The sequence below is a fragment of the Polaromonas sp. YR568 genome, assembly GCF_943369415.1.
In the GTDB taxonomy this organism is placed as follows: Bacteria; Pseudomonadota; Gammaproteobacteria; order Burkholderiales; family Burkholderiaceae_C; genus Polaromonas.
This window is the reverse complement of record NZ_CALRNF020000005.1, coordinates 54,901-72,498: the sequence shown is the minus strand read 5'-3', so window position 1 is coordinate 72,498 and position 17,598 is coordinate 54,901. Positions and strand designations below refer to the sequence as shown.

General features: G+C 65.1%; 17 protein-coding genes. 7 read left to right on the top strand and 10 right to left on the bottom strand.

The annotated features are described in order from the left end of the window. Positions 1-39: 39 nt before the first annotated feature. From glxR to ACLV74_RS05075, 9 genes are all read right to left on the bottom strand, one after another. Positions 40-933, bottom strand: coding sequence for a 2-hydroxy-3-oxopropionate reductase (gene glxR / locus ACLV74_RS05115; protein ID WP_411878301.1), 894 nt, complete (start codon positions 931-933; stop codon positions 40-42). 59 nt (positions 934-992) lie between these two features. Next, a complete protein-coding gene (garL, locus tag ACLV74_RS05110) occupies positions 993-1,775 on the bottom strand; it encodes a 2-dehydro-3-deoxyglucarate aldolase (RefSeq protein ID WP_411878300.1) in 783 nt (260 codons plus the stop codon). Between the two features lie 67 nt (positions 1,776-1,842). Further along, entirely contained in the window at positions 1,843-2,835 is a 993-nt protein-coding gene (locus tag ACLV74_RS05105; RefSeq protein WP_411878415.1) for a Bug family tripartite tricarboxylate transporter substrate binding protein, read from the bottom strand. 29 nt (positions 2,836-2,864) lie between these two features. Continuing rightward, positions 2,865-4,439 carry a galactarate dehydratase gene (garD, locus tag ACLV74_RS05100; protein WP_411878299.1) on the bottom strand — a complete coding sequence of 525 codons (1,575 nt, stop codon included), beginning with the start codon at positions 4,437-4,439 and terminating at the stop codon, positions 2,865-2,867. A 20-nt stretch (positions 4,440-4,459) separates the two neighbouring features. Then, positions 4,460-5,758 carry a TRAP transporter large permease gene (locus ACLV74_RS05095; protein ID WP_411878298.1) on the bottom strand — a complete coding sequence of 433 codons (1,299 nt, stop codon included), beginning with the start codon at positions 5,756-5,758 and terminating at the stop codon, positions 4,460-4,462. Between the two features lie 7 nt (positions 5,759-5,765). Continuing rightward, complete coding sequence (locus ACLV74_RS05090; protein WP_411878297.1) at positions 5,766-6,254, bottom strand: TRAP transporter small permease; 489 nt, start codon at positions 6,252-6,254, stop codon at positions 5,766-5,768. 110 nt (positions 6,255-6,364) lie between these two features. After that, the gene (locus ACLV74_RS05085) at positions 6,365-7,336 is read right to left on the bottom strand and encodes a TRAP transporter substrate-binding protein (RefSeq protein ID WP_411878296.1); all 972 of its coding nucleotides are present in this window, start codon (positions 7,334-7,336) and stop codon (positions 6,365-6,367) included. 88 nt (positions 7,337-7,424) lie between these two features. Then, entirely contained in the window at positions 7,425-8,315 is an 891-nt protein-coding gene (locus tag ACLV74_RS05080; protein WP_411878295.1) for an SMP-30/gluconolactonase/LRE family protein, read from the bottom strand. A gap of 15 nt (positions 8,316-8,330) precedes the next feature. Then, complete coding sequence (locus tag ACLV74_RS05075) at positions 8,331-9,140, bottom strand: NAD-dependent epimerase/dehydratase family protein (RefSeq protein WP_411878294.1); 810 nt, start codon at positions 9,138-9,140, stop codon at positions 8,331-8,333. Between the two features lie 154 nt (positions 9,141-9,294). Here ACLV74_RS05075 and ACLV74_RS05070 point away from each other — a divergent pair, with 154 nt between their 5' ends. From ACLV74_RS05070 to ACLV74_RS05045, 6 genes are all read left to right on the top strand, one after another. Next, positions 9,295-10,140: a FadR/GntR family transcriptional regulator gene (locus ACLV74_RS05070; protein ID WP_411878293.1), complete on the top strand. Its 846-nt coding sequence runs from the start codon at positions 9,295-9,297 to the stop codon at positions 10,138-10,140. A 62-nt stretch (positions 10,141-10,202) separates the two neighbouring features. After that, positions 10,203-11,570 (top strand): glucarate dehydratase, encoded by a 1,368-nt coding sequence (gene gudD, locus ACLV74_RS05065; protein ID WP_411878292.1) that lies wholly within the window; start codon positions 10,203-10,205, stop codon positions 11,568-11,570. A gap of 176 nt (positions 11,571-11,746) precedes the next feature. After that, entirely contained in the window at positions 11,747-12,736 is a 990-nt protein-coding gene (locus ACLV74_RS05060; RefSeq protein ID WP_411878291.1) for a sialic acid TRAP transporter substrate-binding protein SiaP, read from the top strand. A gap of 84 nt (positions 12,737-12,820) precedes the next feature. Next, on the top strand, positions 12,821-13,813 hold the full coding sequence (locus tag ACLV74_RS05055; RefSeq protein ID WP_411878290.1) for a Bug family tripartite tricarboxylate transporter substrate binding protein: 993 nt from the start codon (positions 12,821-12,823) through the stop codon (positions 13,811-13,813). Positions 13,814-13,881: 68 nt separating this feature from the next. After that, positions 13,882-14,943 (top strand): Gfo/Idh/MocA family protein, encoded by a 1,062-nt coding sequence (locus ACLV74_RS05050; RefSeq protein WP_411878289.1) that lies wholly within the window; start codon positions 13,882-13,884, stop codon positions 14,941-14,943. A 162-nt stretch (positions 14,944-15,105) separates the two neighbouring features. Beyond that, the gene (locus ACLV74_RS05045) at positions 15,106-15,420 is read left to right on the top strand and encodes a winged helix-turn-helix transcriptional regulator (RefSeq protein WP_411878288.1); all 315 of its coding nucleotides are present in this window, start codon (positions 15,106-15,108) and stop codon (positions 15,418-15,420) included. A gap of 65 nt (positions 15,421-15,485) precedes the next feature. Here the strand turns inward: ACLV74_RS05045 and ACLV74_RS05040 are convergent, their stop codons facing one another. Further along, positions 15,486-16,499, bottom strand: a complete 1,014-nt coding sequence (locus tag ACLV74_RS05040) for a Bug family tripartite tricarboxylate transporter substrate binding protein (protein ID WP_411878287.1) — start codon at positions 16,497-16,499, stop codon at positions 15,486-15,488. A 153-nt stretch (positions 16,500-16,652) separates the two neighbouring features. On the opposite strand from ACLV74_RS05040, the gene ACLV74_RS05035 reads away from it, so the two are divergent. Continuing rightward, positions 16,653-17,354: a GntR family transcriptional regulator gene (locus tag ACLV74_RS05035; protein ID WP_411878286.1), complete on the top strand. Its 702-nt coding sequence runs from the start codon at positions 16,653-16,655 to the stop codon at positions 17,352-17,354. The last annotated feature ends 244 nt before the right edge of the window (positions 17,355-17,598 follow it).

Here is a 17,598-nt window from a genome sequence, read left to right as displayed (position 1 = left end):
TCTGCGGGCTCCTCGTGCACGCCTGGTTGGGTATACCGTTTATGCCGGCGACTTCGCCACTTCGTGGTTGCCCAGCAGCTCCAGTGCCCGCACCAGCGCGGAGTGGTCCAGGTCCTGCATGCCGTTGGCGGCGCAGGCCTGCATCAGCTGGGCGGCGCCCGCCGTTTGCGGCAGGGCCAGGCCCAGGGTGCGCGCGCCGCTGAGCGCCAGGTTCAAATCCTTCTGGTGCAGGCCGATGCGGAAACCCGGCGCGAAGGTGCGCTTGATCATGCGCTCGCCGTGCACTTCCAGGATGCGCGAGGACGCAAAGCCGCCCATCAGCGCCTGGCGCACCTTGGCCGGGTCGGCGCCGGCCTTGCTGGCGAACAGCAGGGCTTCACCCACGGCCGCGATGTTCAGCGCCACGATGATCTGGTTGGCCACCTTGCAGGTCTGGCCGTCGCCGTTGCCGCCCACCAGCGTGATGTTCTTGCCCATCAGCTCGAACAGCGGCTTGACGAGGTCGAAGGCTGCTTGCGGGCCGCCCACCATGATGGTGAGGCTGGCCGCCTTGGCGCCGACTTCGCCGCCCGACACCGGGGCGTCGAGGTAGTCGCAGCCCAGGGCGTTGATCTTCTTGGCGAATTCTTTCGTGTCCATCGGAGAGATGGAGCTCATGTCGACCACGGTCTTGCCCTTGGTCAGCGCGAAGGAAACGCCGCCTTCGCCGAACAGCACCTTGGCCACGTCGGGCGTGTCGGGCAGCATCAGGAAAATGATGTCCGCCTGCTTGACCACGTCGGTGATGGAATCGCAGGCCTTGCCCTTGCCGGTCAACAGCTCCGCGGGCACCTTGCCCAGGGTAGTCATGAAAACTTCGTGCCCCGCCGCGATCAGGTGCGCCGCCATGGGGTTGCCCATGATCCCGAGGCCGATAAATCCAAGCTTGCTCATTGAAATACTCCAGTCAAAATTTCGGTGAAAAAGAATTCAGAATTCGCGTATCAGGCGCATCAGGCGCGGTAACGGTCGTGCAGGGCTTGGGTGGCGGAGCGGAACACGCCGAGGTCGCTTCCCACCGCCACAAAGGTGGCGCCCATTTCCATGTAGCGCCGCGCGTCGGCTTCCACCGGCGCCAGGATGCCCGTGGGCTTGCCGCAGGCTTTTGCATCGGCGAACACGCCGGCAATGGCTTTCTGCACGTCGGGATGGCCCGCGTTGCCCAGGTGGCCAAGGCCCGCCGCCAGGTCCGAGGGGCCCACAAAAATGCAGTCCACGCCGTCGATTTCGGCAATCGCGCGCGCGGCCGCGACGCCGGCGCTGCTTTCGATCTGCACCGCGACGCAGATCTGGTCGTTGATGCCCTTGAAGTACTCGGGCACCGTGCCGTAGCGGTTGCTGCGCTGCGACACCGACACGCCGCGAACGCCCTGCGGCGGGTAGCGCGTGGCGGCAACGGCGCGGCGCGCTTCGTCGGCGCTTTCCACGAAAGGCACGAGGAAGTTGTAGAAGCCGGCGTCAAGCAGGCGCTTGATCTCGACCTCGTTGTTGCTGGTGGGCCGCACGAAGGGCGCGCTCGGACTGTCTTTCAGCGCCATCAGCTGGGGAATGAAGGTGCCCACGTCGTTGGGCGAATGCTCGCCGTCCAGCAGTATCCAGTCGAAGCCGGCAACGCCCAGCACTTCGGTGGTGATGGCGTTGGCCAGCGACGACCAGCAGCCGATCAGCTTTTTTCCGGCGAGCAGGTCGCGCTTGAAGCTGTTGGGAAATGATTGGTAGGGAGTGGCTTGTGTCATGGTGTTTGCTTTTGCAGTCTCTGTTTGAATTCGGTTTGCGGGCCGGCGCAAGGGCCGGCCGGATGCGTCAATCGGCCTTGATGTTCGCCGCCTTGATGACCTGCGCCCACTTGGCGACTTCGGCGCGCTGGAAGGCGGCGATCTGGGCCGTCGTCATGTTGGCCGGCTCCATGCCGAAGCCCTTGAGTTTTCCCTGCATCTCGGGCTCGGCCAGGATGCGGCCTATCTCGGTGTGCAGGCGGTCGATGACGGGAGCGGGTGTGCCGGCCGGCACAAAAATCGCCTGCCACGAGAGCACTTCAAAATTGGCCAGGCCCGGCAAGCCGGATTCGGCCACCGTCGGCACGTCGGGCAAGGAGGCCAGCCGGCTGGCGGAGGTCACCGCGATGGCGCGCAGCTTGCCGCTCTGGATGTGCGGCGCCGCCACCACGGTGGTGTCGAACATCATGTCCACCTGCCCGCCTATCACGTCCTGGATGGCGGGGCCGCTGCCTTTGTAGGGGATGTGCGTGAACTTTACGCCGGACCGGAAAGCCAGCAATTCGAGCGAGAGGTGTTGCGAGGTGCCCGTGCCCGCCGAGGCTGAGGACAGGCCGCCGGCCTTGCTCTTGCTGGCTTCGATCACGTCCTTCAGCGTCTTGTAGGGGCTGGCTTGGTTGACCACCAGCACCAGCGGGTTGGTGCCGATCAGCGTGATGGGCGCAAAGGACTTGACGGGGTCGTAGCCGATTTTCGGATAGAGGCTGACGTTGATCGCATGCGAGCTGACCGTGCCGCCCACCAGTGTGAAGCCGTCAGGCGCGGCGCGAGAACCGACTTCCGAGCCGACACTGCCGCCCGCCCCGGGCTTGTTGTCGACGATGATGTTGGTGCCCAGCACCGTGCCGAGCTTTTGCCCGATCAGCCGGCCCAGCACGTCGGTGGTGCCGCCCGCGGGAAAGGGCACCAGGTAGGTGATCGGCTTGCCGGTGGGCCAGGTCCCCTGCGCGAAGGCGGGAAGCGTTGACAGGCCGCCGGCCATGGCGGCCAGCGCGGTAGTGAGCAGGGTGCGGCGTTGCATCATGATGTCTCCTTGTGCCTATAAGTGGATCAGGTGATGGGCGCCGGGTTGAACAGCACCAGCGCGTTGTGCAGCTTCCAGTGTTCGGCCCAGGTCTTCTTGCGTCCGCTGGCAACTTCCAGCATGAACTGGAACAGCTCCCAGCCGACGTCTTCAATGCTGGCATCGCCGTCGGCGATGCGGCCGGCGTTGATGTCCATCAGGTCGTGCCAGCGCCGCGCCAGGTCGCTGCGCGTGGCCACCTTGATCACCGGCACTTCGGCCAGGCCGTAAGGCGTGCCGCGGCCGGTGGTGAACACGTGGATGTTGATGCCAGCGGCCAGTTGCAGCGTGCCGCAGATAAAGTCGCTGGCCGGCGTCGCAGCGTAGATCAGGCCCTTTTGCTTGACCTTCTCGCCGGGCGACAGCACACCGCTGATGGGCGCGCTGCCGGACTTGACGATGGAGCCCATGGCCTTTTCGACGATGTTGGACAAGCCGCCCTTTTTGTTGCCCGGCGTGGTGTTGGCGCTGCGGTCCACTTGCCCCTTTTTGAGGTAGGCGTCGTACCAGGCCATTTCGCGGATCATGGCGTCGGCCACTTCCGGCGTACTGGCCCGCGAGGTCAGCTGGTCGATTCCGTCGCGTACTTCGGTGGTTTCAGAGAACATCACCGTCGCGCCGGCGCGCACCAGCAGGTCGGTGGCAAAGCCCACCGCCGGGTTCGCCGTGACGCCGGAAAACGCGTCGCTGCCGCCGCACTGCACGCCCACCACCAGTTCGCTGGCGGGCACGGTCTCGCGCTTGCGCGCGTTGAGCCGCTCCAGGTGCAGCAAGGCGGTGTCCATGATGGAATCGATCATGGACATGAAACCGACGTGGTTCTCGGACTGCAGGCAGACCACGTCCAGCACGGCTTCGGCGCTGGTGCCCACGTCGGCCACGTTGCGCTCGTCGATGATCTGTATGGTGCCCGGCGGCAACAGGCGCTCAGGCTGAAGCTTTTCGCAGCCCAGGCTCACCACCATGACTTCACCGCCGAAGTTGGGGTTCAGGCTGATGTTGCGCAGGGTGCGTATCGGGATGATCGCGTCGGGCGCGTCGATCGCCACGCCGCAGCCGTAGGTGTGTTCCAGCCCCACCACGTCGTCCACGTTGGGGAAGCGCGGCAGCAGCTCGGCCTTGATGCGCTGCACGGCGAAGTCCACCACGCCGGCCACGCACTGCACCGTGGTGGTGATGGCCAGGATGTTGCGGCTGCCCACGGAACCGTCCGGGTTGCGGAAGCCCTCGAAGGTATAGCCTTCGAGCGCCGGCAACGGCTCGGGCCGCACCGTTGCCTTGGGCAGGTTGTCCAGGGTGCGCGCGTCGGGCATTTCCAGCAGGCGCTCATGCACCCAGCTGCCGGCGGGAATGTCTTTCAGCGCATAGCCGATGGGCACGTTGTAGCGCAGCACCGCACTGCCCTTGGGCAAGTCCACCAGCGCGACCTTGTGCCCCTGGGGCACACGCTCCACCAGCCGCAGGCCGCCCTCGAAGGTGGCGCCTTCGGGCAAGCCCCCGTCGTTGGCGACGATCGCGACGTTGTCGCGAGGGTGCATGCGGATGTGAAGCGGTGCGGCCATGCTGGTGTGCGTCCTTGGCTTTATTTACCGACCACCATGTACAGGCTAGGCAGCCACATGGAGAACGCGGGGATGAAGGTGACCAGTGCCAGCGCGAAAATCAGCGCGCCGTAGAAGGGCCAGATGGTGCGCATCACGGTGCCCACGGAAACCCCGCCGATGGCGCATCCCACGAACTGGGTGGTGCCCACGGGCGGCGTGTTCAGGCCCAGCGCGCAGTTGATCAGCAGCACGATGCCGAACTGCACGGAGCTCATGCCGTAGTGCTGGGCGATCGGCAGGAAAATCGGCGTGCACAGCAGAATCGTCGCGGCCATGTCCAGGAAGGTGCCCAGCACGAACAGGATGATGTTGATCAGCAGGAAGATCACCCACGGTGTGCTGCTGATCTGCGACAGCATCTGGCCGGTCAGTTCCGCCACGCCGTACAGGCTGATCAGGTAACCGAAGGTGCTGGAGATGCCGATCAGCAGCAGGATCACGCCGGTGGTCTTGACCGCCTTGGAGGCGGCCTTGATGAAGTGTTCCCACTTGAGCGTGCGGTACAGGAAGATCGTCAGCGCCAGCGCATACAGCACGGCCACGGCGGCCGACTCGGTCGCGGTGAACACGCCGGACAAAATGCCGCCCAGGATCAGCACCACGATGAAGAGGCCCGGCAAGGCGGCGGCGAAGGAGCGCGCCACGATGGACCAACCGGGGAATGTACCGGCGGGATAGCCGCGCTTGACGGCGACCAGGTAGGCCGCTGCCAGGTTGCAGATGGTCAGGATGGCCGCGGGCACGAGGGCCGCGAGAATCAGCGCCGCGATAGACACCTTGCCGCCGGCTGCCAGCGAATAGATGATCAGGTTGTGGCTGGTCGGCATCAGTGCGCCCACCAGGGCCGCGTGCGTCGTCACGTTGACGGCGTAGTCGGCGTGGTAGCCCTCTTTCTTCATCATCGGGATCATCACGGCGCCCATGGCGGACACGTCGGCCACCGGGGAGCCGGACACGCCGCCGAACAGGGTGCAGGCCACCACGTTGGACATGCCCAGGCCGCCGCGCACGTGGCCGACCAGGTTGCGGGCCAGGTTCACGATGCGGTCGGCTATACCGCCGTAGAGCATCAGCTCACCGGCGAAGATGAAAAACGGAATGGCGAGGAAGGAAAAAATCCCCATGCCGGAGGTCATCTGCTGGAAGCCGACCGCCAGCGGCAGGCCTTCATACAGCAGCGTGGCCAGTGCGGACAGGCCGATCGAAAACGCCACCGGCACGCCGAGCAGCAGGAACAGCGTGAAGGAGATGCAGAGAATAAGAAGTGGAATAGTCATAATTTGTTCAACCCCAGGCCGGTTCGACTTCTTGGCCCTTGGCGAGCGCGATGATGTGTTCGATGCAGAACATCACAATGAGGACGCCGGCGATGGTCGCGGGCACATAACGCCAGCCCTCGGAAATCCAGAGGGTGGGCAGGCGGTAGCTCCAGACCGAGTTGGCCAGCAGCGCGCAGTTGTAGGCCATGGCGGCGCCGAAGAGCATCACCAGGGCATGAATCAGGTATTCCATCTTCAGGCGCAGCCAGTCGGGGGCCAGCACCAGCATGGATTCGAGGCCGATGTGGCCGGCATCACGCACACCCACGGCCACGCCGAACATGGTGACGTAAAGCACCAGCAACAGCGCCAGGCTTTCAGCCCAGGTCGGTGTGTTGTTCAAGACATAGCGGCCGAACACCTGCCAGCTCACGGCGCAGATCACCGCGACCAGTCCGAGGATGCCCAGCCACATGCAGGCCCGGGCGAGCGTGCGGCAAATTTTTGTGTACATATGAGGGTCCGGATGCGCGGGGCCCGGCCTTGAAAAAACGAATGAGTGGCAGAGGTTGCCGTGGGGAACGCCGGCCCCGCTGCTGCAGCGGGCCGGCGCCGGGTTTCAGCTTACTTGGTGTCCTGAACGGCCTTGACGAGGCGCTTCAGGTTGGCGTCGGTGATGAACTTGTCATAGACGGGTTTCATCGCGGCCTGGAAAGGCTTTTTGTCGACGTCGATGATCTCGGCGCCGCCGGCTTTCACGGTCGCCAGCGACTTGATTTCGCGCTCGGCCCACTGCTTGCGCATGTAAGGCACGGACTCCTTGGCGGCCTGGCGGATCCAGCCCTGCTCTTGTGCAGACAGGGTGTCCCAGACTTTCTTGGAGAACAGCAGCATTTCAGGCGCCATCGAGTGCTCGGTCTTGGTGTAGAACTTGGCGACTTCGAAGAGGCGAGCGCTCTCATACGTGGGGTAGTTGTTTTCAGCCGCGTCGATCACGCCGGTCTTCAGGCCCGTGTAGACCTCGCCCATGGGCATAGGGGTGGCGTTGGCACCCATGGCTTCCAGCATGGAAACCCACAGGTCGGACTGCTGAACGCGAACTTTCACGCCCTTCATGTCGGCGAAGCTGCGGATCGCCTTCTTGCCGGTGAACATGGAACGCGCGCCGCTGTCGTAGTAAGCCAGGCCCACGAAGCCCTGCTTTTCGCAGGACTTCAGGATTTCCTCGCCGATCGGGCCGTCCAGCACCTTGTGCAGGTGGTCCACCGAGTTGAACAGGAAAGGCATGGTCGGCACTTGCGTTTCAGCGCAGATGTTGTTCATCGGCGCGATGTTGACGCGCACCATGGACAAGGCGCCGATCTTGGTCTGCTCGATGGTGTCTTTTTCCTGGCCCAGCGAGCTGTTGTTGAACACCTTGATGCTGTGCTTGCCGCCGGACAAGGCCTTGAGGCGCTCGCCCATGAACTTGACGGCCGTCACGGTGGGGTAGTCGTCAGGGTGGATGTCGGCGGAACGGAATTCCGTGGCAAAACTTGCCAGCGGCGTCATGGCCAGGGCGGCGGTGACGGCGAACAGTGTTTTTTTGATCTTCATGTCTCATCCTCTAAGGTTGGTGGTGGAAAGCGGGTAGCGGGAAACTGGAAACGGGGTAACGGAAACAGGTAGCGGAAACTTCTGGCTTCTAATACAGGCATGCGGCTTCGGGCAGCCCGCGCACGCCGGGGCGCAGCGCGAACACGCCGCCGGCCAGCGGCTGGTCGAACAGGTCGACACCCTCGGGGCGTATCGATGTCACGAACAGGGTGTCCAGCCCGGCGCCGCCGAAGGCGCACATGGCGGGCTTCTTCACGGGCACGGCCAGCGAGCGGTCCAGCTTGCCGGCGGGCGTGAAGCGGTGAATGAGGCCGGCGTCGTTGCCGCAGATCCAGTAGCAGCCGTCGGCATCGACGGCCGCGCCGTCGGGCCGCCCGGGCAACGGGTTCATGTCGACGAAGAGGCGGCGGTTCGACGGGATGCCGGTTTGGGTGTCGTAGTCAAAGGCCCAGACCGACTGCACCGAAGGGTGGGAGTCGGACAGGTACATGGTGCGGCCGTCCGGGCTGAAGGCCATGCCGTTGGGCGTGATGAAACCTTCGAGCAGCACCTTGAGGCCGTTGCCCTGGTAGCTGTAGATGCTGCCGACGCGCGCGCCTGCCGCCATGTTCATCTGCATCGTGCCGGCCAGGAAGCGACCTTGCCGGTCGCAGCGGCCGTCGTTAAAACGCATGCCCGCCTGCGCATGGGTCACGCTTGCAAGCCGGTGAAAGCCAAGTTCGCCGCCGGCCTGTGGGCCCACGCGGAACACGCCGCTCTCGGCGCCTGCAATCCAGTCCTTCGCACCCAGGCGGCCTATGCAGGCGAGCATTTCGGGCGCCAGCCATTCGGTCAATGCGGCGTCGGCCACGCTCCAGCGGCACAGCCTGCGCGCGGGAATGTCCACCCAGTACAGCGCCTGCTCGGCGGCGTCCCAGACGGGGCTTTCACCCACGCCGTTGCGCGCATCGAGAACCAGTTCGGCTTGAACGTCACTCATATATATGGATGCCGCTCAGTCGCCGAAGGGGCCGGCCACGACAAAACCGCCGCCCTGGTACTGGGCAACCGGGTCCTTGAGGTCGGGCGCCGGCGTGCGGGCGTAGACCGCCTCGCGGAAGATGTCGGAGCTGTCCTTGGGCACGTAGCCGATATGGCGCGCGCGGCTGTTGTCCCACCAGGTCACGGCGTTGTCGGACATGCCGAAGACGATGCTGTGGCCCAGCACCGGCGTCGTGAGGCAGGCGGTGATCAGGCGGTGCAGGTCGTCAAAGCTCAGCCAGGTGGCCAGCATGCGGCGGTCCTTGGGTTCGGCGAAGGAGGAGCCGATGCGCACGCAGGCGGTCTCGATGCCGTAGCGGTCGAAGTACAGGCGCGACAGGTCTTCACCGAAAGCCTTGGACAGGCCGTACATGCCGTCGGGGCGAGGCGGATGGTCGGCGTTGATGGTCTGGTCCTGGCGGTAAAAGCCGGTGACGTGGTTGGAGCTGGCGAAGACGATGCGCTTGACGCCGTGCTTGCGCGCCGCTTCATACAAGTTGTAAGCGCCCAGGATGTTGGCCTGCAGGATGGGGCCGAAAGGCCCTTCCACCGAGACGCCGCCCAGGTGGACGATGGCGTCCACGCCCGCGACCATGGTGTGCACCGCGGCGGAATCCGCCAGGTCGGCCAGCACCACTTCTTCGCCGGCCGCGGCATCGCCGAAGGGCTGCACGTCCGACAGGCGGAGCACTGAGCAATTGGCCTTCAGGCGCTCGCGCAAGGCCTTGCCCAAACCGCCGGCCGCACCGGTCAACAACAGCTTTTCATGTACTTTGATCGTCATTTTTTGGATCTGCGTCCAGTGCCGTCATAAACGCCGACAAACACTGGACTTTTTTTTGGAGTTTGTTAAAGTCAACCTACAAATGCATCAGTCATAGGTTGTCTGATGACTCGGAATTCTCGGTTTCGCCCCCTAGCTTGTCAATGGTTTTTTAATGGAATCAAGGAAAACCCCTAGTCGCCCGGAAGCAGGCCTTACGCCTGCCTTTCACGAGGAACCGCTGCGCGTGCGCCGGCCTCGCGGACTGGTGGGCGAGATCGTCGAAAGCCTGGCCGGCAGCATCCGCGAAGGCCGCTTGCAACCGGGCGAAAAACTTCCCACCGAGGCCGAAATCATGGCCCGCTTCGACGTCAGCCGCACGGTGGTGCGCGAGTCCCTGTCCAAGCTGCAGGCCTCGGGCCTGGTGGAAACCCGGCACGGCATAGGCACTTTTGTGCTGCAGCCGCAGGACGCCGGCAACTTCAAGATCACGGCCGGGGACTTCGCCACCGTGGCTGACGTGATCTCGGTGCTGGAGCTGCGCATCAGCCTGGAAACCGAGGCCGCCGGCCTGGCCGCCCAGAGGCGGACGCCGGAAAACCTCATCGCCATGGAAAAGGCCCTGCGCGCCTTCCACGACTCCATCAGCCTGGACTCCGACGCCGTGCCGCCCGACTTCCAGTTCCACATGGAAGTGGCGCGCTCCACCGGCAACCGGCACTTCGCCGACCTGATGACCTACCTGGGCACCATGATCATCCCGCGCACGCGCGTGAACACGGCGCACAGCGCGCCCGAGGGCCGCTTCAACTACCTGCAGCGCGTCAACAGCGAGCACGAAAGCATTTACAACGCCATCCGCAGCCAGGATGCCGAGGCCGCGCGCGCTGCGATGCGCACGCACCTGTCCAACAGCCGCGAGCGCCTGCGCCGGGGCAATAACGCGCACACCATGCAGCCGCCGGGGGACGCCGCCGAGCCCCAGCCGGCCTCAGCCTTAGGGACAAATCTGGTTGCATAAAGAATCGGCGAGTTGTACGATAACTGATAAATCCCTTATCAACCTTCTACAACACGCCCGGTATGCCCGCTTCCCAAGCTTCCCCTGTTTCCCCGCCCGCAGCCTCCCAAACCCCGCGCATCACCCGCGTCCAGGTGATTCCCGTCGCCGGTCAGGACAGCATGCTGCTGAACCTGAGCGGCGCGCACGGCCCCTTCTTCACCCGCAACCTCCTGATCCTGACCGACAGCTCCGGCCGCACCGGCGTGGGCGAAGTCCCGGGCGGCGAGAAAATCCGCAACACCCTGCAGGATGCGGCCCCGCTGATCGAAGGCCAGTCGATAGGCGCGTGGAACCAGATCCTCAACACCCTGCGCACCGCCTTCGCCGACCGTGACAGCGGCGGCCGCGGCAACCAGACCTTTGACCTGCGGGTGGCCATCCACGCCGTGACCGCCGTGGAAAGCGCCCTGCTTGACCTGCTGGGGCAATTCCTGGGCGTGCCGGTGGCGGCTTTGCTGGGCGATGGCCAGCAGCGCGATTCGGTGGCCATGCTGGGCTACCTCTTCTATGTGGCGGACCGCAAGCAGACCAACCTGGCCTACGCTTCGGCGCCCGACGAGAAAGACGACTGGCTGCGCCTGCGGCACGAGCCCGCCATGGACGCCGACGGCATCGTCGCGCTGGCCGAAGCGGCCTACACGCGCTACGGCTTCAAGGACTTCAAGCTCAAGGGCGGCGTGCTGCGCGGCGAGGAAGAGATGGAAGCCATCGTCGCGCTGTCGGAGCGCTTTCCCGATGCGCGCATCACGCTGGACCCGAACGGCGGCTGGCTGCTGAAAGACGCCATCCGCATCTGCCAGGGCCGCGGCGACGTCCTGGCCTACGCCGAAGACCCTTGCGGCGCCGAGGGCGTGTTCTCGGGCCGCGAGGTGATGGCCGAGTTCCGCCGCGCCACCGGCCTGCCGACGGCCACCAACATGATCGCCACCGACTGGCGCGAGCTGTCGCACACCATCCACCTGCAGTCGGTCGACATCCCGCTGGCCGACCCGCACTTCTGGACCATGCAGGGCTCGGTGCGCGTGGCGCAGATCTGCCAGACCTGGGGCCTGACCTGGGGCTCGCACTCCAACAACCACTTCGACATATCCCTGGCCATGTTCACGCACGTGGCGGCCGCGGCGCCGGGCAAGGTCACCGCGATCGACACGCACTGGATCTGGCAGGACGGCCAGCGCCTGACCAAGGCGCCGCTGCAAATCGTGGGCGGCGAAGTCGCCGTGCCCAAACAGCCCGGCCTGGGCGTGGAGCTGGACATGGTGGAGGTGGAAAAAGCCCACCAGCTTTACCTCAAGCACGGCCTGGGCGCGCGCGACGACGCCGTGGCCATGCAGTACCTGATTCCAGGCTGGAGCTTCAACAACAAGATGCCCTGCATGGTGCGGTAACTACAGCCGGCAGCGCGGGTTTGCGGGAAGTTAGAGGCTCCCGCAGGCCTTTCTGTCTTTTTTGATTTCTGTCATTGGGCGTGTGTGCAGCCCAGTCGGGCGCCGGGGGCGGTATACCCCGGCGCCTTTTTTGCCAGCGATACCCACCCATTACTACAAACCTCAGGAGACAAGACATGAAACGCAGACACCTTTGCGGCATTGCGGGCGCAGCCTTGCTGACCCTGGCCGCCACCCTGGGCGCAGGCACCGCCGCCGCGCAAACCAGACTCAAATGGGCCCACGTCTACGAGACGTCCGAGTCCTTCCACAAGCAGGCCGTCTGGGCCGCCGACGAAATCAAAAAGAAGACCAACGGCCGCTATGTGGTCGAAGTCTTCCCGGCCTCGTCCCTGGGCAAGGAAACCGAAATCAACCAGGGCCTGACCCTGGGCACCGTGGACATCATCTACACCGGCGCCGCCTTTGCCGGCCGCGCCTACCCGCCGCTGTCGATCGCCGCCGCGCCTTTTGTGTTCCGCGACTACAACCACTTCCAGGCCTTCCGCAACGGCCCGATCTTCCAGGAACTGGCGCAAGGCTACGCGAGCAAGACCGGCGGCCAGCACATCGCGGGCTACACCTACTACGGCCTGCGCCACATGACCTCCAACAAGGTCATCCTGAGGCCCGAGGACATGAAGGGGCTGAAGCTGCGCGTACCCGATGCGCCGCTGTTCGTGATGTTCCCCAAGGCCGTCGGCGCCAACCCCACGCCCATCGCGTTTGCCGAGGTCTACCTGGCGCTGCAGAACGGCACGGTCGATGCACAGGAAAACCCGCTGCCCACCATCGAGGCCAAGAAGTTCTATGAGGTGCAGAAGTACATCACGCTGACGGGCCACATCACCGAGTCGCTGATCACCGCCGTTTCGGGCTCGGTCTGGTCCAAGCTCAGCGACGCCGACAAAAAGATTTTCGACCAGGTACTCTGGGAAGCCTCCAGCCGCTCCAGCCAGGACATCGTCGACGCGGAAAACCGGCTGGTCGCCGAGTTCGAGAAAAAAGGCAAGACCGTCAACAAGGTCGACCGCGCGCCTTTCGCCGCGGCCGTGCTGCCCTCGCTGATCGCTGCCGATGCGCCCTGGCCCAAGAGCCTGTACGACCGCATCCAGGCCATCAAGTAAGTCACGTTAAAAAAGGGGTGGGAGCGGCGCAGGCTGCTTCGCCCTGCTTCATATCCTCATATCCGCACACGCACAGGAGACACCATGAAACGCCGTTCCCTCATCCAGTCGGCCATTGCCGGCGCCGTCGTGCCGGTGCTGGCGCTGCAGGCACTTCCCGCCTGGGCGCAAGCCGCCTGGCCCTCCGCCAGACCCGTGGTCATCGTTGTGCCCTTCCCCCCGGGCGGCTCCACCGACATGGTGGCGCGCGCGCTGGCACTGCAGCTGCAGACCAAACTGGGCGGCAGCTTCGTCGTCGAGAACCGGCCGGGCGCCACCGGCACCATAGGCAGCGCCCAGGTCAAGCGCGCGCCCGCCGACGGCTATACGCTGCTGGTGTCCTCGCTGGGCGCTTTTGTCGTCACGCCGCATCTGCTCAAAGGCGTGCCTTACGACGCCACCAAAGACTTCGACTACATCAGCGTGCCGGTGCAGGCGCCCAACGTGCTGGTCGCCAACGTCGCCCGGCCCGAGCGCACGCTGGACGACGTGCTGGCGCTGCTGCGCAAAACGCCGGGGAAGGTGTCGTTTGCCAGTTCAGGCAACGGCTCGTCGGACCATCTCTCGGCCGAACTGTTCTGGCAGCAGTCCAAAACCGAAGGCGTGCACGTGCCCTACAAGGGCGGCGCCCCGGCGATCAACGACCTGCTGGGCAACCAGGTGGATTTCTCTTTCCAGAACGTGAATGCCGTGCTGCCGCACATACGCGCGGGCAAGCTGCGCGCCATCGCCGTCACCGGCGACAAGCGTTCACCCGTGCTGCCCGAGGTGCCCACGCTGGCCGAAGCCGGTGTCAAGGGCGCGGAGGTCTACTCCTGGCAAGGCATGGCCGCGCCCAAAGGCTTGCCGGCCGCCACGAAGAAGGCGCTGAGCGACGCGGTGATCGCCGCCATGCAAGACCCCGACATGAAAAAGCGCATGCTGGACCAGGGGCTGGAGATCGTCGCCAGCACGCCCGAGGAATTCACCGCCTTCCAGTTGCGCGAGTGGGCGCGCTGGAAGACTTTGATAGACACGCGCCGCATCACAGCCGATTGACCCCCCTCCCGAATCCATTCGCAAAAACACCAGCAAGCAAGACGGCAAGCGCCGCGCTCGAACAAGACATGCCCCCACTTCATCCCCCACGGCTGCGTATCGCCGTCATAGGCGCGGGCCTGGGCTCCGCGCCCCACTTTCAAAGCCTGCAGGACCTGGCCGACGAGGCCGAGCTCGTGTATGTGTATGGCCGCAGCGCCGAACGGCTGGCGGGCGTGAAGGCGCCGGCCGGCGCGAAGAAGACCACGCGGCTGGAGGACATCCTCGAAGACGCAAGCATCCAGGCCGTGCTGGTGCTCACGCCGCCCAATACGCATCTCGAACTCGTGCAGCGCGTGGCGCGCGCGGGCAAACACGTGCTGGTGGAAAAGCCGCTGGAGATCGACCTGAACCGCGCCAACGCGCTGGTCGAGGCCTGCGAGGACGCAGGCATTACGCTGGCCGTCATGCTGCAGCATCGCCTGCGCGAAGCGGCAGTGGCCTTGCGCGCATTGGTCACCGCTGGCGAGCTGGGGGAGCTGGTGAGCGCCAGCGCCGCCGTGCGCTGGTGGCGGCCGCAAACTTATTACGACGAGCCCGGGCGCGGCACCCTGGCGCGCGATGGCGGCGGCGTGCTGATCACACAGGCCATCCACACGCTGGACCTGCTGCTGAGTTTCACCGGCATGCCGGCGCGCGTGACGGGCATCGCCGGCACCAGCGCGGTGCACCGCATGGAAGGGGAAGACACCGCCGCCGCCCTGCTGCACTACGACAACGGCGCGGTGGCCGTGGTGCAGGCCACGACGGCAGCCTACCCGGGCTTTCCCGAGCGCATCGAGCTGAACTTCACGCGCGGCACGGCCACGCTGGAAGGCGGCGAAATGCGGGCAGCTTTCCAGGACGGCAGGACCGTGAGCGCGGGCGCGCAACAAGGCTCGGGCGGCGGCGCCGACCCCATGGCTTTCGACCATGCCGCGCACCGCACGGTGCTGCAGGACTTCATCCACGCGGTGCAAAACGGCGCAGCACCGGCGGTCACCGGGCGCTCCGCGCTGGGCGTGCAGCAGGTCATAGAAGCCGTCATGGCATCGTCACAGGCCGGCAGCACGGTGCCGCTGCATCCGGCGGCGTTGATCCCCGTGATGTAAGAAGCTGTTCACGGCCAACAACGCTCCGGTCCAGACATGGCGGGCATGTGCAGCTATAAAACTCGTAGCAGCCGGGAATTTGCGTTATATTGGGTCCCCAACGATAAAAGCTTTTTGCTTAACCGCCACCTGTGACCGAATTGTGACCGAGGAGATGTGCTGATGAGTGCCAAAGAAAATGCGGCGGTAGGCCAATTGCTGGAGCTCCTGGAAGCACGCTACGCATTGCGCGTGCTGTGGGCCCTGAAGGACGGCCATCCGCAAACCTTTCGGCTTTTGCAGGACAGCATCGGCAACATCACGCCCAACACCCTGAACACCCGCATCAAGGAACTGCGCGCCGCCGGCCTGCTCGGCCACGGCAGCGACGGCTACATCGTCACCACCCTGGGCGCCGACCTGCTCAAGCGCCTGAACGACCTGCAGGCCTTCGCCGGCAAATGGGTGCTGAGCCAGACGAAGAAAAGCAAGCCCTGACCTGCGCCCTTAGGCTTGAAAAAAAACGACCGGAGCGGTCGCTTTTTTTGTGGCCGGCCGCAGCCTCAATCCACCGACGCACCCGAACGCTTCACCGCATCGCCCCACAGCGTCATGCTGGCGGCAATGTGTTTGGCGAGTTCTTCCGGCGTGCCGGGCGCGACCTCGGCGCCGCGCGACTGCAGCTGCGCGCGCAGCTCGGGGTCGGCCAGCGCCTTGTGGATCGCGTCGTTCAGGCGGTTGACGATGGGCCGCGGCGTTCCGGCGGGCACAAATATCGCGTCCCAGGCGCTGACGTCAAAGCCGGCCAGGCCCGACTCCGCGACCGTGGGCACGTCGGGCCAGCCCGCGACCCGCGTGGCCGTCGTCACCGCGAGCGGCTTGACACGCCCGCTTTTGGCTTGCGGCGCGGCGTTGGGCATCACCTCAATCATCATGTCGACCTGGCCGCCCATGAGGTCCGTCATCGCCTGGGCGCCGCCGCGATAAGGGATGTGCACCACCGCCAGGCCCGCGCGTGATTTGTAGATTTCACCGGCCAGGTGCGAGGTCGTGCCGTTGCCGGCCGAGCCGAAGGTGTACTTGCCCGGGTTGGCCTTGAGCAGTTTGGTGAGTTCGGCCATGGAGTTCACCGGCAACGTGGGCCGCACCACCACCATGGCAGCGATGCGCGTGAGCTGGCTGACCGGCTCGAAGTCGCGCTGGGCGTTAAAGCCGGTCGACTTGTAGATCGCCTGGTTGATGGAGTGCGTGCCGTTGGTGCCGTAGAGCAGCGTGTAGCCGTCGGCCGGCGCCTTGGCCGCGGTGGCGCTGCCCACGTTGCCGCCGGCGCCGCCCAGGTTTTCCACCACGATGGGCTGGCCCAATTCCCTGGCCGCGCGCAGCATCACCAGGCGCGCCAGCGTGTCGCCGCCACCGCCGGCCGGGAACGGAACGATCAGCTTGATCGGTTTGTTGGGGTAAACGGCCGGCTGGGCCTGGGCGGCAGGTGCGACCAGGGCCAATACGGCAACGGCGGCCAGCAGCGCGCGGCGGGCGGAGGCAGCCGGCGGCATGCGGTGGGAAAAGGGCGATTTCATCATGTCTCCTGGGGAAGGTGTAGGTGCTCGACGGCACTTAAAATACTTAGTCATCTTATTTTATTGCACGCAATATGGGGAGTAATTACCTAGTTAACCCTTAGTCTTATAACTATTGCATGCAATAATTCATCGACTTTACCTCCAGAGCCCATGTCTTCCCAGATCGACTACACCACCAATGAACTGAGGCGAAGAATCCTCAGCGGCCAGGCCGCCCCCGGCGAGCGCATGGTGGAACTGGAGCTCTCCGCCCAGTTGGCCGTGTCGCGCACACCCATACGCATCGCGCTGGGCGAACTCGAAAAAGAGGGTTTGCTGGAACGGCTGCCGACCCGCGGCTTCCGCGTGCGCCAATTCAGCGTCACCGAGATCACCAATGCCGTCGACGTGCGCGGCGCGCTCGAAGGCATGGCGGCCCGGCAGGCGGCCGAGCGGGGCCTCACGGCCGCGACCCAGGCCGAACTGCGGGCCTGCATCACCGAAGGCCGTCTGCTGCTGGAGAACGCCGAGGCCGCGGGCCATGTGATCGACGCGGCGCGCTGGGTGCCCATGAACGCGCGCTTTCACGGCGCGCTGGTCGAAGCCGCCGGCAACAGCACGCTGGTCTCGGCGCTCGCGCATGTGAGCAAAACCCCCATGGCCGGCGCCGGCGCGCTGAGCCTGAACGGCGCGCTGCCGCTGCTGGAATTCGGCTACATCCAGCGCGCGCAGAGTGACCACGAAGACGTGCTGGCCGCGCTGCTGGCCGGCGAAGGCGCACGCGCCGAGGCGCTGATGCGCGAGCACGCCCACCGCAGCCGCGACAACAAGCGCGAGCTGATGTCGCGCATGCAAAAACTCGCGTCGGCCTGAGCCCTTCTATATAAATAGATCGAGGCTGTGCCGCCGGCACGCCGGCCTCACGGGGCTCCCCCTACAATCCCGGGCATGACTCCGCTCCACCAGTGCGCGGAAGAACGGGCCGCCCCACGGCGTATCAGCCAATCCGCTTCCACCCCACGGGCCGTTAAAAATTTCTTAATCCAAAGCGAAGTCCTTGTCTTGAAAAGGGCTTTGCCATCCCCAGTTGGAAACCTTACCAACACCAACCCTGTTG